Annotated in this window: 3 protein-coding genes; 1 reads left to right on the top strand and 2 read right to left on the bottom strand. The window is 56.2% G+C overall.

The window, feature by feature from the left end:
• Positions 1-91 precede the first annotated feature (91 nt).
• Complete coding sequence (locus HQL52_18045; GenBank protein MBF0371347.1) at positions 92-4,804, bottom strand: PilZ domain-containing protein; 4,713 nt, start codon at positions 4,802-4,804, stop codon at positions 92-94.
• A 178-nt stretch (positions 4,805-4,982) separates the two neighbouring features.
• Positions 4,983-5,498 (bottom strand): chemotaxis protein CheX, encoded by a 516-nt coding sequence (locus HQL52_18040; protein ID MBF0371346.1) that lies wholly within the window; start codon positions 5,496-5,498, stop codon positions 4,983-4,985.
• Positions 5,499-6,368: 870 nt separating this feature from the next.
• Between HQL52_18040 and HQL52_18035 the strand changes: the two genes are divergently transcribed.
• A partial coding sequence (locus tag HQL52_18035; GenBank protein MBF0371345.1) for a hypothetical protein occupies positions 6,369-13,547 on the top strand: 7,179 nt, incomplete at its 3' end.

Below are 13,547 nucleotides of genomic sequence, written 5' to 3'. Positions count from 1 at the left end.
GCAATCATCAGCTCCCTGGATCCCCGCCTTCGCGGGGATGACGAGTCAGGGAAGAGTGTTCAATTTTGAGATAGAACCACTATACCCCCGGTCAGGCTTGGGGTGGCACGATAATGGTGTTGAGCAGATGGCCGCTTTTACTGGGCTCCTTGACCATTTCATCCCGGATGAGGGAGATAAAGTTGGTCTCCTGGCCTTCGTCGATGGTGAGAATGATATTGCGCCCGGTGATCCGCAGCAGACGGCAGGAAAAGGTGGTGTTTCGGCTATCGGAGAGCAGCCGGAAGCTGGCGTTCATGCCCGCTTGCAGTTCATCGGGCATGGATTCGGCTTCCAGGCAGATGCCCCGGGCGCTGACATCCTGGGTTCGACCGATGACCGACCCCCGACCCGGGGCGGAAATTTCGATTTGGCTTTTGAGCACCACCCGTTCGGCAACCCGCCTGGAGCTGCCTCGGGGTTTATCCTCTGTCCCTGGTGTCCCTTGGTCGTCGGCAGCTTCTTCGCTCACCTCCTCAACCACCCGACCCCAAACATCTTTCTTTTCGGTTTTTGCTTCCCGCTCGTTTTCCCAGGCCGTGTCGCTGCGGCGATCCACGAAGAAGGGCTTGTTGACCTTTTCGTTCAAAACTTCCAGTTTTTTCAGAATCGCTTCCGACTGGCATTTGAGGTTGAGCAGACGCCCCATACGCTCGGGATTGGTGGGGGAAGTATTGACGTCGGCCTGATCTTCATCCAGAGAGGCCAGGATGGTTTCCACCCCAATGGCGGCGTGGTCCAACATGGGACGGCTGGTTTTCAGCAGCTGCACATGCTCTTCCGGGGGGATGGGCTCCTTGAGCATGTCCCACTCCCGCAGGCTGACATCCATCAGGATGCGTTTGATACCGGCGCAGTTTTCCCGGGTCTTTTCGATCATCGCCTTGGGCGTGCCGGGGTGGACGCTTTGGGCTGTGGCTTGGTTAAACTTAAACGGCTCCCTGGGTTTTCGACCGGCCAGTTGGGGCCGAACGCCCATCTGGGTCAGGGCGGCAGAGAGGCCTGCGCCATCGCGCTTTCCATCCAGATAGTCCACCGTATTTTTAAGAAAATTGTGCAGCTTGAAAGTTTGACTCTCCAGAGAGCGCAAAAGCTCGACGTTGTGTTTTTCCGTGAGTTTCGGATCCCCCAGGAGGGAGTTGAGGCGGCCTTTGATGGTGTTCAACTGCAAGGGGACCGAGCGAAAAAAGAGGCGATTATCAGCGAGAAAGCTGAATTTTTTCGGATCAATCGGTTGCGCCCCCATTTGCAGGTTGCCCAACTGGGAATCCTTGCCAATGACCGTCTCCAGCATTTTCAGAGATTCATCGATCTGACGCCGAAGCTTGATCGTGGTTTTGTCGATGAAGGTGAGCACAAAGATAACGCTGTTGACCTTTTGATAGGTCTCCGCCACCCGGGACTCCAGCTGGTCGACTTTTTCAAAAAGGACAAATTCACCGGTTTCGGGGTTGGTGGCAAAAAAGGCGCGGATGGAACTGTCCTGGTCTGAACTGACGTCACATTGGGCCAACGAATCCGAATAGAGCCCAGTATCCGCCATACTGGAGAGCCCCACCGAAAGGGTGGCGGGATCCCACATCTCCAGGAGAAAGTTTTCGATGGCCACCAAGTCGTTGGACATCTCCCGAATCCCCAGGGACTCCTCGATGACGGCCCGGTTTTCCAGATGACTCAGGGTGGAGTTGAGTGGGGTCAGGTTATCCCGGCGGATGCGGGTGAGTTTATAGATCAGGTTGTCCTGCTCCGCCACAATGGAGGTGATCAACCGCTCTGCCCTCAGAAGCCGCCCCTCCAGCTGATCAGCAATTTTTTCAAAGCCGGAGGCATCCATCTGGTGGTGCAAAAAGACCGCAGCGATATCGGAAGAGTCTGCATTTTCAAAAATATCGAGCAAAATTTTGCCGCTGATCTGAAACCCCTGAAACTGGGTGAGTCCCAACACTTCGGTCAGGCTTTTTTCCAGCCGATCCAGCTCATCCCGCATGCCCTGAATATCCAGTGCCCGCTCAAGGGCCTGGGTGTTGGGAATTTTATCCAGGCTTTCCACCAGCTTGGCCAGGGGCCCCCTTTTGAGCTGGGGCAGTCGATCACTCAAAAAATGGGTCAGGAAGGGTGAAAAATTAGCCAGATAGTTGATGTCGGCCCGGGATTTGGCTTCGGTGATGGCATAGGTTTTCAACCAGCTCAGACGCGCCAGGGGAAACGGGGCCTCCCCCCCTGCCAAGGGCTTCCAGAAAATCAAAAAAATCCATTCCCGCAAAGAGTCCAGCGCACCGGTCATTATTCCCCCGGCACTCTCAGCCTCGGGAAACTTTTTGCTTTGAGCGCCCTCTTTTTCCGGGGTCTCTGGCTTCCCGGCTTCTGGCTTGGAGGGCTCTTTGTCCTGACCATCAGCCTGGCTTTCCTCAGTGGGTCGAATACCCGCAGCCGCAGCCACACCGGACTTTTCCGCAACAGCATACAGGCGGGAGTTGAAGCGATGGTCATGGAGCGCTGTTTTATCCAGAACCTTTTCAAAGAGCAGATCGAAGTGATCAATCCCGATGCGAAAGTGGTCCAAAACTCCGGGAAAAACCTGGTTGAGTAGCTTGGGACCATGGTTTTTGGGATCGTTGACAATCCGCATGGTGACGGTTTGCCGGGCATTGTAGGCGGCCACATAGCTGATGCGGGTGGTGCCGAACAGTCCCAAAAACCAAAAACGAAACTGTTCAAACCGGGTCAGAGAGGACTGATCCTTGAGGATGGGATTGAGCCCCTCCAAAAACTGATGGTAGATATAGTGCACCCGGGATATTTTGGGGTGGGGCAGCTTGGGCAGAATCGGGGAGATATCCGGTCGCACCAGGAAAGAGCGAATGTTGCGGATAAAGGCGTCCTCCCACTGCCGGAACCGTTCGATATTTTCATTCAAAAAGTGCCGGTCCCGCCGCCCCCAACGGGCCACCATGGCGCTGTAAAAGATGGGATCGGAAAGATCCATGGAGATGGCGATAAAGAGGATGATGATCAAAATCAAACCACCGGTCCCCATGCCGTAACGCTCCAGCAGGGTATCCTTCAATTCCGCCAGGTTACGCCGCTTGGCCTTGGGAATCTGACCCTTTTTCAGTTGATCGATGGCGCTGAGATCGGGAATGTCGATGGTGATGTTGATGTTATATTTATTGCCGGAAACGGTCCCGGACTTATCCACTTTTTGCAGCAGCAAAGTACGGGAAGCCGCCAGGGCATTGATCGCCGCCACAGCCTCGGCGAATTGATCCTTGTTGGCCTCCATCTCCCCCACCACTTTTTGCACGCTCTGGTTGATGTGGTAGGATTCCAGACTGAACACCCGGTAGAGTTCATCCAGTGAATAGGATTGCAGGCTCATGGTTTTTTCCAGCGCCGAGGTGCGCCGTTGTACACTGGCCCGGGTCTGATCGAGCTGCCTGCTGTAGGTCTCGATGATCTGATTCATCTCCTCTTCGATGGAGAGGGTCAGGTTGCCCTTTTTGAGCATGTTGTCGATTTTCCAGGCCAGCTTGGAGCGGGAATTATGGGCCACATCCTGCTTGCCCGCCTCAAAACCGCCGTGAACGACAAAATATTTACCCCAATAGCGGGGCCCCTTGCGGGCAACACCGCTGGAGGCGGAGCCGGACATTTCGTCCACCGGCACCTGTTCAAATTGTTTCACCGCTTCCGCCACCCGCTTGTTGAGCATCGCCTTCAGGTCCATCAACGAGGCGGGATCGTCGGGGTTGGGATTTGCGGGGTCGCCGATGGCGGTTTCCACCTGACGCTGGATTTTTTTCAGCTGCCAGGAAAGATCCTCCTTTTTCGACATCAAAAGCACGATGCCGTCATAGTTGGTCCAGATGGAAATCAGGGTCAAAAAGCAGGAGAGAAATATCCAGCGGGGATTGCGTCTGAAGGCGAGATAGATCCCCCGCAGGATGCTCCCCACCTCGGCGATTCCCTGGAAGAGGCGACTTTTAAAATCAAGAATGAACGATGAAAGTACCAATCCTGAAAAAAGACAGAGAATCATCCGGGATATTTCGTTTTCGCTGCCCACCATGCCATTGCCAAACAGCTCAACAAAGCCCGGCAACTGCACCAAGTCGTTCATCCCCTTGGCGGTGGTGAGGGTGGAGCCGATAAACAGTAAAAACCCCAGGGTCATTTTACCCACAGAGACAATCTTGCCGGCAGTTTCGTAAAATTTTTGTCCCAGGCTGATGATCTCCCCCTTGGAGCCCCAAATCTGGCGCAGGGTGCGGGAAACCTTGATGGGACGGGGGGGATTTTGCGGGGCTTTTTTCAGCTCTTCGACAAAGGCATTTTTCAGGGCGGTCATGTTGAGCCGATAGATCAGGCCGGTCAGCTCATAAAATGGATTTTCCTCCAGCATCGCCTCATTGCCTTTTTTCAGGGCGATGCGGAATTCCTTTAATTTATTGGTCAGGGGATAGGCGTTGCGGGCTGCGGATGGATCGCCGGCAGGTGGCGGGGTCATGGACTCCTGAATCAGAGCATTCCTGAGATCATCTACCGATTTTTGGACAAATTTCAATTCCGAGGCATCGGCATACGCTTCAAATTTTTTGGTTGGATCCCCCCCCACATCCGACAGATGCTTGATACCTTTGATGACATTCGGAAAAACAGCAATATCCCCCCCCGACATCATATCCGGGGCAAAGCATTTATCAGCCAGATTGCCATAGTAGATGAAGAAAGGATTATCATTCATCTCTCTGGTTTTTTCAGCCATCCCGTTCTCCCCTGGGGGTCCTGCTTTATCGCCCTTTCAGCCATCGCTCCAAAAGGAGCGCTGTCCGCTGGAGTCGGTGAGGCGCTCCACGGAATGGCACAGGCGTTTTTTTTGTTTCGGGGAGTGGATTTTGATGGGAAATCAACTCATTAAGGATGCTTCACGCAGACACGACCGGTCAACTCAGATCGAGTGTCCCCCCGATAATCAGCTCAATGATAAAATTTCCAACGTCAGAGGTAAAATAAAATTTGCTCGCATCGAACTTTTGTCCCACGGAGACGCTCATGTTGCTACCGGAAAAAATGAATGGCGGGGAGGAGGTGAGGTGCGTTTTGGTGGCTTGTTCCAGAGCGGTCTTTACTTCGCCGGAAACGATATTGGCAAACTCGCCAAAGGCATCCTTGGCTTCAGGGGTGAGAAACATCATGGTGCCCACCGGACAGCCAGTAAAGGCGTTGGCCAGTTTCAGCACGGTGGAGGTATAAGCGGTGATGGTGAGACCACCGGAAAGTTCGTCACTCGAAAAGTTGATGATGGCGGTGATGGTGGATTCCGGAAAATCAAGGCCACTTTCCAAAAAATTTACGCTGTTACGGGGTTTGGTCTGAGTTATTCTTATTTGTGTTTCAAAAAACGCCTTAATGGTTTGCTTGGTGACGGTATCCACCGTTTGAGCCATTTTCAACTTCATTTTTAACTCCTTGCGACCTTTCTAGTTGAGCCTGTTCAAGCGAAAAAAACCAAAACGAAAAAATGATGTCCCAGGCCCCCTTCTGGATCATTTTTCAGCAAAACCATCCCACAAAAGTTAGATGATTGGTAGGTTTTCCTGCAAAAAAATGGTCCGAAATGGTCAAATTGCGGGACTGTGGCTGAATGATTCCTGTTTTTATTTGTGAACGGAAGGCTCATTCAGCAAAACTAAGGAACCATGTGGCTGAATTTTTTTATAATACCCCGAACTATTCCAAATAAAGTTCATCCCCTTTCCACAATGAGATATTCCTAAAACAGGCTTGGCTATTATCAGTACAGATTCAGGATCGTTCAAAATCATCCTGGATCCCCGCCCCCGTTGGCCAATCGCTGATTCCCCCCGGCACTATATTCATGATTCATGGGACAAATCATCACTCGGGAAAATGTGCCGTTGCCATGGAAATGGCTCCCATTTTTTCGGGATCCAGGTATACTTTGCCCGGAGCCGGGTCCAACCACTGGGTAAAAATAACCGGTGGTGGAGCTGTCCGGGAGGGGGAATCCAGCTGAAAAGTCCCTTTAAATCACTGAATGGGAAGCTCTTTTCTACAACAAATGAGCGCTTCCCAAAGGCGGGCGTGCATCTTGCATTCCGCCTCTGGTCGGTCCTCTCTCCTCTTCTGACAGGGTGGCGGTGTATTAATTCCCACCATCATAATGTTAAGAGACCGATCAAAATGCGATCCAGCAGGGACTGTTTTGGCTTGAATGTTAAGTGTCTACACTTGACCGCTTTTGCCTCATTGTAACTCCGGGAAATATGCCATCTCCCGGCACAGGCGCTTGGTAGGGAGCACGCCAGATGTTTGAAGGAACCTTTCATCTACTCAATCAGCCCTGGGTCTCCTGGCTGTTTGGGGAGCTCATCATGATCTGGGGCTTTGCCCACTGGCTGGCCCTGCGCCTGGGTCATCTGCGTCCGGTGCGGGAAATGCTCGTGGATGCCACCGAGATGCTTCGGGAACACGCCGACCGCACCGCCTTTGCCAACCACTTTCCCACCATCGACACCAAGCTCGCCAACAACCAGCTCCTCGCCCGCTCCTGGGGCAGCTATCGAAAAAATCTGGTCGCCCTGGAGGGCGAATCCGTCGTTCGGGCCATCCGCGAACCCGGGGAATATTTCCACTTCGAAACCCTGTTGGCCGCCCGCTTCGACCTGCGCTACTACCGCTCGGTGCCGGGCTATCTGGTGGGTCTGGGTCTGCTGGTCACCTTTGCCGCTCTGATCGGCGGGCTCTTTTTTGTGACCGAAGGATTTACCGTCACCGACGTTGAAAGCTCCCGTTTAGCTTTAAATTCCCTTCTGAATGCTTTTTCCGCCAAATTTTTTGCCGCTTTTGCCGGTATTTTTTCCGGTCTGTTTTTTTCCTGGGGTGAACGACAGCAGTTTCGGGAGCTGAGTGGCCGGGTGGAGCTGTTTTGCCGCCTGCTGGAAGAGCGCCTGGATCTGGTCCCCGTAGGCACCCCCATCCCGGAAGATGGCGAAGAAGATCAGGGTGAGCTGCTGCTGGAGAGACTCATCACCCATCTCGACCTGGCCATGGGTGGCCTCAAGGAAAAAACCGTCACCGCCGTGGATGCCGCCGTGCGCCCCCTGATGGAACAGATGCAGGAGGAAGGGGACAAACGGGCCGATCTGCACAAGGAATTTCTCCTGGAAACCGGCTCCCGGGTGCGGGCTCAAGCGTCGGAAGAGGCCGAACGGATGCGCCAGGCGACGGACCGTCTGGACCAGAGCGCCACCGCTGCCGAAGAGCACTTTGCCACGGTGGCCAAAAAAGCCCTCTCCCCGGTGATCGACACCCTCAAAAGCGAAATGGCCGAACTCTCCCAAACCCAGGAGCAGCTGATTCGGGACTCCCTGGGAGATATGACCGCCAGGCTCTCGGAACAGGGCTCCCGCAAGCGGATAATCGCCGCCATCAAGGCCGAGGGAGATCGTCTGGCCCACCAGCAGGAACGGGTGGTGCGCGATACCCTCACCGAGGTAACCGAACAGTTGCAGGCGCGTTTTTCCCTCAACGATGTCGTCGAAGCCATTGAAACCCAGGGGGAACAGCAAGCCAATGAACGCCAGGAGATGCGGGAAACCCTGGATACCATAAGCCGCCGCATCAAGGGTCAGGCCTTCCTGGAACCCCTCATCGAAGCCGTAAGAGCCGAAAGCACCCGCCTCACCAACCACAATGAAGAGGTGATCCAGGAAATTTTGACCGACGCCTCCAGCCGCCTGCAAACCCGTCTGGGGGAAGAGACCGAACGGCTGCGCCACTCCGCCACCCGCATGGAGCGCTCCATCCAGGAGATGGAGAAAAAGAGCGAAGAGGTAGAAGAGTTTACGGTCGATATGGTCGTGGCCGCCCTGCGGGAAGAGAATCACCGACAGGCCAAAAAGAGCGGCGAACAGCTCGACAAAGCCCTGGCCCACACCACCGAGCAGCTGCTGGGGCAGTCCAAAAAACAGACGCAAGCACTCCAAGCCCTCTCTGAAAATCAGACCCAGACCCTCCAAGCCCATGGCGACAATCAGCTGGAACAGCTCCAGGAGCTGAATCAAAAGCAGACCAAGGCACTTCAAAAGCAGACAGCCGAACAGACCAAAGCCCTGCTGGAGCAGGCCCAAAAGCAGACCCAAACCATCGAGTCCCACTCCGAAAAACAGACCAAGGCGCTCGAAAAGCACGCCCAGTCCGCCATCACCCAGGCCGAAAAGCAGACCAAAGCCCTGCAAAATCAAGCTCAGGTGGTTGAAACTCAGGCCGAAAAACAGACCAAAGCCCTGCAAAAACAAGCTGAAAAGCAGACCAAAGCCCTGCAAGCCCTCGCCGAAAGCCAGGAGGAAGGGTTGCGGGGGATCTCCAAACGGCTCGACCAGACCCACGCCGTCAAGCTTGAATCCAAGGGTGGCAAATCGGCTGAAAGCGTCTCCCTGGATGCCATCGCCGATATCGTGCGGGAGGAGAACAACCGTCTGGCCAAAAAGAGCGGCAAGGCCATCGACGAGGCCATGACCCGCACCACCGAACAGCTCCTGGAGCAATCCGAAAAGCAGACCCAAGGGGTGCTCAAACAGGTCGAAGAGCAGGCCAGCGGCTTGCGCAAACATGCCGAATCCCAAACCCGCAATTGGCTGGAAGTTTCGGAAAAACGAGCCAAAGATGCCCGCAAAGAGGCCGCAAGCCAAGCCAAGGCCAGGGAAAAGCAGACCGCACACCTCACCCAGGCGGTTCAAGAGCAGGTGGAAAGCCAGGCCAAGGTATTAAGCCGCATCGCCAAACAGCTGGAGCAGGCCAAGGCGGTCACCCTCGAAACCGGCACCACCTCCACCAGCGCCCCGGGCTTTTCCGTGGAGAGCGTGGTGGAAGCCCTGCGGGAAGAGGGGAAAAGTCTCTTCAAAAAGGGCGGAGACATCCTCGACCAGGCGGTCGCCCGCACCACCGAGCTACTCCGGGAAAACAGCGAACGCCAGGCCAAAGAGCTGAAACGCCTCAGCAAACGCCTGGACCACGCCGAAACCCGCACCCGGGAAACAGCCGTCCACGCCAGCCACGACAGCCAAGCCCAGGAGGAGCTGCTGGAAGCGGTGCGGGCCGAAGGCAAAAAACTCAAAAAGAGCCTCGAAGAGGGCAGCTGGCTGGCCCCCCACCTAGCCACCCTCAAAAAGCCGGAGAGGGGCCTGGAAGAAAATCTTGCCCGTTTGATGGAGGATCTCAAACAGGATCTGCAACAGTCGATCAAACAGAGCGGATCCCCCCGGGAAATCCCTCTGGAGCCCATTTTGGAAGCGGTCAAAGGGGAAGGCAAACGGCTGATCAAGCGCCAGGAAGCCGCCATCCAAACTGCCATGCAAGGGCTCTCCTCCAGCCTGGAATCCGCCCTCTCCCCGAAAAAAATCATCGCTTCGGTCAAACAGGAGGCCGACCGCCTGGCAGCCACCATCCAAGATCAATCCACCTCCACAGAGATCTCCTTTACCCCGGTACTGGAGGCCATTGCCCAGCAGAGCACCGCCATCGCCGAAAGCCGGGAGCTGGCCCTGCGGGAAGCTTTGCAGGAGACATTGAACGATATCGCCGTGCGGGGTGAAGATGGCAAAACCACCCTGGAGCCCATCGTGGCCGCTGTCAAAGCGGAGGGGGAACGGCAACTCAAGCGTCAAGAAAAAAGCGTCAAAAAAGCGATGAAAGAGGCCCTCTCCGGGCTTCAAAAGAGCTTTTCCGGTGAGGGGCTGGAAAAAAACATCCAAGCCGAATCCAAAAAACTCACCGAACGCCTGGCAGAGCAACACGCCGCCCAAAAAAGCTTCATGGAATCTCTGGTGGGCGCCGTGCGGCTGGAGTCGGAACGGGAAGCCCAAAACCAGCGCACTGAACTTCGGGAGATGTTGGAACAAGCCATCCACCAGGCCCCCCAGGGAGATGGCTTCAGCCTGGCGCCGGTGTTTGCGGAGTTGCGCAACGAGGTGGGTCGGATTCAAGAAGGGATGGAAGGGGTCATCCGGCAGAGCTTTGAGGGGGTCGCGGTGGAAACCGCCGAGCTGGTCTCCTTTGAGCCGGTGGTGGAGGCCGTCCGCAGCGAAATCGCCCAGCTGGCCGCCACCCAGGAGCAGACCGCCCAGGCAGTTCTCTCCCGGGCGGCACCGGCATCGGGTCTGGATGCCACCACCCTGGCACCGGTGATGGAAGCGATCCGGGCAGAGGGTGCACAACTGGTGGAGCAGATCACCGACACTCTTCACACCCTGCAAAAAGAGATCAAAAAATCCCCCAAGGAAAAAACAGCCGATCTGGATCCCCTCCTCGATGCCCTCAAGTCTCAGGGCAAGCGACTCATCAAGGAGCAGGAAAAGAGCGTCCGGGAGACGGTCAAAGGGGTAGTGGCCGGGCTGGGCAAGGCCCTCTCTGCCGACACCATCATCGATACGGTCAAATCCGAAACCGCCCGCCTGGAAGAGCGCCTGAAAGAAAATGCCGCCACCCAAGGGCTCTCCCTGGAGCCGGTGATGGCTGCCCTGGAAGCCCAAGGGAGCCGAATCGCTGAAAGCCAGAGTCAGGCGTTGCAGAGCGCTTTGCAGGAAGTGGCGGTTCGTGATTCTGACGGTAGTTTCAGCCTTGATCCCATCGTGGCCGCCATCAAGAGTGAAGGAATGCGCCAGGAAAAATGGGTGCGTCAGGCCCTCGAAAATGGCGTGAGCGCCCTGGGAGATGCCCTCTCGCCGGAGCGCATTGTGGCGTCGATCCGGGAGGAAAACCAAAAGCTCGAAAAACGCCAGGAAAAGCGGGTTGTGGCGGCGTTGCAGGAGCTGGGTGGAAAAGCCCGGGATCTGGACCCCACCCCCCTCCTGGAAGCCCTCAGCACAGAAAACCGGCGGCAGCTCAAAAAGCAGGAAAAGCGCATCCGGGAAACCATCGATGCCTCGGTATCAAAGCTTGGCGAAAGCCTCTCCCCAGCCACCCTGACTGCGGCGTTCCAATCGGAAACCGCCCGCCTGGAAGAGCAGCTGAAAGAGGGCTTCAGCCGGGTTGATCTCAACCTCGGACCGGTTTTGGAAGCCCTGCAAGCCCAGGGAGCTAAAATCGCTGAAAATCAGGCCAAAGCCCTGAAAAAAGCGGTATCCGCAGCATCCTCCGCCCTGGACCCGGTTTTGGCAGCGCTGCAATCCCAGAGCAGTGAAATCATCGAAGCCCAGGCCAAAGCCCTGAAAAAAGCCGCTTCCGGTTCATCGATCTCCCTGGATCCGGTTTTGGCTGCCCTGAAAAAACAGGGATCCAAACTGGCCGAAAGCCAATCCCGTGCGCTGCGTGAAGCGCTGGATAACATTGCGGTGAAGGGCAGTGATGGGGAGCTTTCCCTGGAGCCGATTCTGGCAGCGGTCCAAGCCCAGGGTGAGCGGCAGTTGGAACGGCAGCGTCAGGCTATTCGGGAGGTGCTGGCTGAAACAAAGGATGACCATGACGGACAGACAGCGGATTTCGAACCCCTCCTGGCGGCGGTCAAAGCCGAAGGGGATCGGGTGCTGGCTGGTCAGGATCAAGCGATCCGTGCCGCATTAAGCACCCTCCCCCCCCCGCAGGATCCCGTGGCTCTCTCCCTGGATCCGGTGATCGAAGTCGTCAAGACCGAAACCGCCCGTCTGGCCCAAATGCAGGAGCAGACCGTTCGGGAGGCGCTCTCTTCTATTCCAGTGCCTGAGACCACCGCTGAAATATCTCTCGATCCGGTGATCGAAGCGGTGAAAGCCGAAACCGCCCGCTTGGCTGAAACCCAGGAGCGGGCCATACAGGAAGCATTGGAAAATATTGCGGTGAGGGGCAGCGATGGCGAAGCCACCCTGGAGCCGGTGATTGCAGCGGTCAAAACAGAAAACAAGCGGCAGTTTAAAAAGCAGGAAAAACGACTCCAGGAGGTTTTGGATTCCGCCGTCAAAAAGCTCGGCCAATCCCTCTCCCCCGATCTCTTGGTGGAAGCGGTCCAATCGGAAACCGCCAAGCTCGCCCAAGGCCTCGACCCCGCCCCTGTTTTGGCCGCTATCAAAGCCCAGGGTGAAGCCCTGGCCGAAGGTCAAACCAACGCCATAAAAGAAGCGTTATCCCAAGCATCCACTTCCCATGAGCCGGTTTTGGATGCCCTGGAGATGCAGGGTATTTTACTCGCCGACCGACAAGCTGAAATCATGCGGGAGGCGGTTTCCGCTGCATCCCTCTCTCTGGATCCGGTTTTGGCCGCTCTGGAAAAACAGGGGGCCCAACTGGCTGAGAGCCAATCCCGGGCACTGCGGGAGGCGCTGGATGGCATCGCCGTGCGTGGGGGAGATGGCGAACTCACTCTGGAGCCGATCCTGGCTGCGGTGAAAGCCGAGGGTGAACGGCAGCTGGAGCGGCAGGGGCAAGTGATTCGGGAAGCCCTACAGCAGGGAACATCCCGGGAAAGTCGGCAGGAGATGCCGGATCTGGAGCCGATTCTCCATGCGATCAAGGGGGAAGGTGAGCGGATTCTGAAAAGTCAGGGGGAAACCATTCGTGAAGCCCTGAACGCAGCCACCTCCCAGAGCGACACCCCTGCCAGCGTAACGCCGGTAGAGATTTCCCTCGATCCGATGATCGAAGCGATGCAGGCCGAAACCGCCCGTCTGGCTGACATGCAGGAGAGGACGGTTCTGGAAGCGCTGGAAAATATCGCCGTGCGCGGCGGTGATGGGGAACTCACCCTGGAGCCGGTGATTGCGGCGGTCAAGGCTGAGAACAAAAAACAGGCCAAAAAGCAGGAAAAGCAGCTCCAGAACATTTTGGATGGCACGCTGGCCAAACTGCAAAAAAATCTCTCTCCGACTGCGCTGGTGGAAGCGGTGCAATCGGAAACCGCCAAGCTTGCTCAAGGTTTCGATCTCACCCCGGTGCTGGAAGCGATCCAGGCTCAAAATATGGCACCCGCGCAAGCTCCGGATCTCTCCCCGATTCTGAAAGCGATCCAAGCTCTAAACATTGCGCCCGCACAAGCCCCGGATTTCACCCCCATCCTGGAGGCGATCCAAGCCCTAAACATTGCGCCCGCACAAGCCCCGGATCTCTCCCCCATCCTGGAAGCGATCCAAGCTCAAAGTATCGCGCCCGCACAAGCCCCGGATTTCACCCCGATCCTGGAAGCGATCCAAGCCCAGGGGCATGAACTGGCCGAGAGTCAGACCCAAGCGTTGCAGGCCGCTCTCGATAAGATGCCTCAGCCGGTGGCTGGAGTGGACATTTCCCTCGATCCGGTCATCGAAGCGGTCAAGATGGAAACCGCCCGCTTGGCTGAAATGCAAGAACGGACGGTTCAGGGAGCGCTGGAAAATGTTGCTGTTCGGGGTAGCGACGGCGAAACAACTCTGGAACCCATCCTGGCTGCGATCAAAGCAGAGGGTAAGCGACAACTGGAGCAGCAACAGCAAGGGATTCAGCAAGCTCTCCAGGATGGGGGAGAGATCCGGGGCTTGTGCGGG

The organism is Magnetococcales bacterium (assembly GCA_015232395.1).
GTDB lineage: Bacteria > Pseudomonadota > Magnetococcia > Magnetococcales > JADFZT01 > JADFZT01.
This window is presented reverse-complemented; position numbering and strand designations above follow the sequence as displayed.